Consider the following 3,494-nt stretch of genomic DNA (forward strand, 5'->3'; position numbering starts at 1 on the left):
ATTAGAACTGACCACGAGTTGCCCAATGAAAGATGGTAAATATTAATACTCTCTTAATCTTCAATCTTTATAATTAAGGGTTGTCAAAGCAATGATTAAGAGAGAATAGATTTGAAAAGATCCAAAGCCGACCAAAAAAAAGCTCCTCCACACCAGAGTCAAGTTATGCGATTTCCCAGCCAGGAAGACAGAGAACAATATCGTCGTGGTGGAGAGGCCGGAAGAAGAGCAGCTAAGTTTGGCCGCCAAAAAAGTAAAGATTTTAATAATAAGCCTATACCTTACCAAGAAGGATATGATGAAGTATATGCTCGGGTTAAAGCGACAATGAGTCAAGCCGAAATTGAAACAAACAGAGAGCAAGACAATAGAAGTAAAAAGGTCAGCGTACAGCAAATAAAACGAAGAAAAACAAATCATTTTGATCAATCACCAATATTTACCCCTAACCGAGAACAAAATAGTCTTATGGGAAGCTGGGATATTAAAACCTCTATTCCACAAAGTTCAGTCTTACAAACTCAAGGTAATCCTGTTGGATTTTTTGAGGGTGAATATTTTTTTGAACAAAATAATTTAGAGTTGAACTCAGAGAATAACCCCGAAGAGGAAAAAGACTTATTAGAAATACTAGAGGGTGAAAATTATCTAGATCAAACCGATTTAAACACCCTATCAGGCAATCCTTTAAAAGAGGAAGAAGAGTTAATAGAAATATTAAAACAGTTACCCCCCCCCAATAAATCAGGTGAGAAGGTTCCAAATCTTACCTCTTTTGAAAAGACAAAAACAGCCATTCATTCCCATAGGGGATTTTATGAGCCTATTCATTCCACTTTACTTGAGCACGGTCTCTTTTCTCCATCAACCGCTAAAAATTCAAGCGATAACAAAAAAGAAATGGATAACGGCAGCGAAATTTCTTTTTATTAAAATTTTCACAAGGAAGTGCTTTGACTGCTTTCATTCTTAATTCTGACTACAGGTTTAAAAATCAAACAGGGTTCTTTGTAGGAAGGTACGAAATTTCCCAGTACACCGATACAACCCTTTAGCAGCATGAGCTGTAGCCAATATTTGCCATCTCTAATTTAGCGCAGCTGCCCTTTGATAATGAAGAAACACTTGATAGTGAAGGCAGTTACCACCAACCAAACTAATTGGGGTATGACTTGCCATCTGGATGTTGCTATCAACCTAGTAGGGTATTAGGGTTATTAGATGTTGTTGGACTATCTACATTCTTTGCTGGTGCCGGTTGAAAAAATGCACATAGTGGTAGCCGTCTCGTTAAATCAGTGGGTTCTGATGTGAATTCCTCTTGAACGCAGTCCTATTTAGTAGTATTGCATTGCGATCATGAAGAATCAAATTAGAGTAAAAAGAGCCAGACCGACTTCCAGCCGATTATTGAGATATTTTATCTGCAAATGAGTCACGTGGGGAGCCAGATTTCCTTCCTGTTTAAACTCTTTAATAGCTTGGATGGGATTAAATTATAAACTACTATCCGTTTTTGCAACGGAACCATATTTATCGTTGGCTCAAAATCCTTATAAAGATATCGATTTCATTTTGTTTAATTTTTGGGATTTCTGGCATCGTACTTTCTGCTTTGTTCTTCAAGAATGTCTATATCGTTATTGCAAATATACTTTTTCAAGCAATTAAATTTTTCTTTATCCCAGGAATAAATATCTAAGTTGAGAATTCTTTGTATCACGCTATCATCAAACCGTTTTTTAACTAGTCTTGCCGGACTGCCCGCAATAATACTGTAAGGTTCAACATCTTCTGTAACGATGCTATTTGAAGCGATGATTGCTCCTTCCCCAATCGTAATACCAGGCATAATTATTGAGCGCATCTACAAATGTCATATATTCACCTTTTTGTCATCATTGATACGTGATGTAATGATAATTATAGTCTGTTTTTTTAGAAGAAAATAAATAACAGGTTCAAAAATGAAATTGTAACCTCTTGTTAATATTTGAGATTAAGCCGATATCCAGCAATCCCTGATCATTTAATTATCTTTGGATAATAAATTTGAATTGGTCTCTTCTTTCTATTAATTACCGCGAAGTCGGTTAATTTATGAGGATGAACGGAGGTCTTGCTCATAATTTCCAAAACCACAAAATGCCGAACAACTTCTGCATCTGCAATAAGAGAGCGATGACATCTCCATGGTACGGCTTCAGCACACATTATGACGACTCTATGGCTATTTTTTATTAAACAATTTAATTCCTTCAGCCCCTCGAAAAATTCAGATGTTTGCATATAATCTGCAAAGCCACGGAAGCTTTCATTGCGCCACCCCATATTGATGGAATTATGAGTCGTTCGACGTAAACCACCTAATTTTGATAAATGAGTATAACCAATTTTTTCTTTTCGAAGTGATGCTTTTAGTTCATTTTCATTAAACCATGGCACATGGCGAGATTTAGGTAATGTGCGTACATCCACGACATGGGTAATTTGATACTCATGTAATATCTTAAGAAATTCCTGCAGAGTATGGTTTGAATGTCCAATTGTATAAAGTTTTGGCATAGATTCTATTAAACTCCTCTGGTCTCCAGTAACCCCTTGTTGTTTAGTTTCTGCAGCAATAAATGAAAATAAATAAATCCTGCATAGGGGTACCATTTTTTCGTAATTTTTGAAATTTGCTCATAATCTAATTTTGTTTTGAGATGTAACAATAATTGTAAATTTTTTGCCGCACCTACATCATCTCCTGGAAACATGTCAATTTTCCCCAGTCCACGTAACAAAACATATTCTGCAGACCATCGTCCAATCCCCTTAAATTGACATAGAAATGTCACAATCTCATTATTGGTCTTTACTTCTAAATCATCAAACAAAGTTTCATCAGCAATAATTTTGGACGATAAATCAATAAGTGTGCTGCTTTTACTGGTGCTGAATCCTAATTTTTTTAACTCAGGAATTGAACAGTTTGCTACATCTTGTGGAGTGGGAAATGCGTAAAATGTACCATCTGCGTCATTTATACTTTTTCCTACATATTGAACAAAGCGGTTTTGAATTTGTAATCCTGCATCAAGTGATAATTGTTGACAGGAGATAGCGTTCACAAGTGCCTCAAAAATACTTGGAAATCGAGGCGGCTTAAGTCCTTTAAATTGCTTCACCACAGGAGTTAAATAAGGATCTTTTTCTGCAAGACAATAAAAATTGAGTAAGTTGCGATTAAGACCTAACATCATTTCTAATAATCGAATTAATTCTATTTTTATTTTGGGGCTAATTTTTTTATGGGTAGATACCAAAATTTCTTTTTCATTTTTTTGTTCTACATTGACTTTAATTAGTTTATTTTCAATGAAAAATAATCGCGTATAGCGTTCATTAATCCATAAATCAACACCATTTTTGCTCCTTCTACGTAAAGCCCAAACGGTGTAATCTAGTCTGAATGGATGTGTTGGATGCAAAAGAAATGACGTATGCAT

3 protein-coding genes and 1 pseudogene are annotated in these 3,494 nt (G+C 35.4%); 1 reads left to right on the forward strand and 3 read right to left on the reverse strand.

Annotated features, from left to right (window positions below; genetic code table 11):
- Positions 1-165: 165 nt before the first annotated feature.
- On the forward strand, positions 166-933 hold the full coding sequence (locus Ldro_RS13565) for a hypothetical protein (protein ID WP_131764470.1): 768 nt from the start codon (positions 166-168) through the stop codon (positions 931-933).
- A 646-nt stretch (positions 934-1,579) separates the two neighbouring features.
- Here Ldro_RS13565 and Ldro_RS13570 read toward each other — a convergent pair.
- The 3 genes and pseudogenes from Ldro_RS13570 to Ldro_RS16520 all read right to left on the reverse strand — a co-directional run.
- A pseudogene (locus tag Ldro_RS13570) lies at positions 1,580-1,855 on the reverse strand (LbetaH domain-containing protein); the annotation flags it as partial.
- Between the two features lie 170 nt (positions 1,856-2,025).
- Positions 2,026-2,565: a DUF488 domain-containing protein gene (locus Ldro_RS13575; RefSeq protein WP_058496969.1), complete on the reverse strand. Its 540-nt coding sequence runs from the start codon at positions 2,563-2,565 to the stop codon at positions 2,026-2,028.
- Between the two features lie 8 nt (positions 2,566-2,573).
- Positions 2,574-3,494: DNA-3-methyladenine glycosylase family protein (locus Ldro_RS16520; RefSeq protein WP_058496970.1), on the reverse strand; the 921-nt coding region annotated here is incomplete at its 5' end.

The organism is Legionella drozanskii LLAP-1, assembly GCF_001467585.1.
GTDB classification, from domain to species: domain Bacteria; phylum Pseudomonadota; class Gammaproteobacteria; order Legionellales; family Legionellaceae; genus Tatlockia; species Tatlockia drozanskii.